We start from the raw sequence: 337 nt of genomic DNA on the forward strand, positions 1-337 counted from the left end.
ATTTTTTTCCACTCTCAAATTATGATCTAATAGAGCTTCTTTGTTTGATTCCAGCCATTTACTGTTTGAATTTTTTTAATTGCGTCTTCTATACCCGCTTCTGCTGCCTTGGACGTATTAAGATTAAGAGACTTTGCGTTTTGCATCAAATCTTCTCGAATTGTCAGATTGACAGGACGACGTTTTGAAATTTCTGTTTCGATGCTATGTACATAATATCCGTCCATAATTACACTATAGTTACAAGCATAGCCGACATGCAGTGTGTGCGTCAATTATACGCATAGTTATATGCAATGCTTCACAAAACCGGACAGTTTATTAAGCAGTTTTCTCT

Annotated in this window: 1 protein-coding gene; it reads right to left on the reverse strand. The window is 35.9% G+C overall.

Annotated features, from left to right (window positions below; all coding sequences use genetic code 11):
* Window positions 1–26: 26 nt before the first annotated feature.
* The gene (locus C7H79_RS17500) at window positions 27–275 is read right to left on the reverse strand and encodes a type II toxin-antitoxin system CcdA family antitoxin (protein ID WP_147383681.1); all 249 of its coding nucleotides are present in this window, start codon (window positions 273–275) and stop codon (window positions 27–29) included.
* Window positions 276–337 lie beyond the last annotated feature (62 nt).

The sequence above is a fragment of the Nitrosomonas supralitoralis genome, from assembly GCF_003011925.2.
Lineage (GTDB): Bacteria > Pseudomonadota > Gammaproteobacteria > Burkholderiales > Nitrosomonadaceae > Nitrosomonas > Nitrosomonas supralitoralis.